Raw genomic sequence first — 435 nt, 5'->3', positions numbered from 1 at the left:
AGCAGTGAGGAATATTGGTCAATGGGCGAGAGCCTGAACCAGCCAAGTAGCGTGCAGGACGACGGCCCTATGGGTTGTAAACTGCTTTTGTATGGGGATAAAGTCAGTCACGTGTGATTGTTTGCAGGTACCATACGAATAAGGACCGGCTAATTCCGTGCCAGCAGCCGCGGTAATACGGAAGGTCCGGGCGTTATCCGGATTTATTGGGTTTAAAGGGAGCGTAGGCTGGAGATTAAGTGTGTTGTGAAATGTAGACGCTCAACGTCTGACTTGCAGCGCATACTGGTTTCCTTGAGTACGCACAACGTTGGCGGAATTCGTCGTGTAGCGGTGAAATGCTTAGATATGACGAAGAACTCCGATTGCGAAGGCAGCTGACGGGAGCGCAACTGACGCTGAAGCTCGAAGGTGCGGGTATCGAACAGGCCCAGA

The 435-nt window shown here is 52.0% G+C and carries 1 rRNA gene; it reads left to right on the top strand.

What is annotated here, in order from left to right:
- Nucleotides 1-435, top strand: a 16S ribosomal RNA gene (locus KFE26_RS23665); the annotation flags it as partial.

Origin of the sequence: Shewanella sp. M16 (assembly GCF_018224605.1) — a bacterium.
GTDB lineage: Bacteria > Pseudomonadota > Gammaproteobacteria > Enterobacterales > Shewanellaceae > Shewanella > Shewanella oncorhynchi.
The sequence above is the reverse complement of the archived record's forward strand: the minus strand, read 5'-3'. Positions and strand labels throughout refer to the sequence as shown.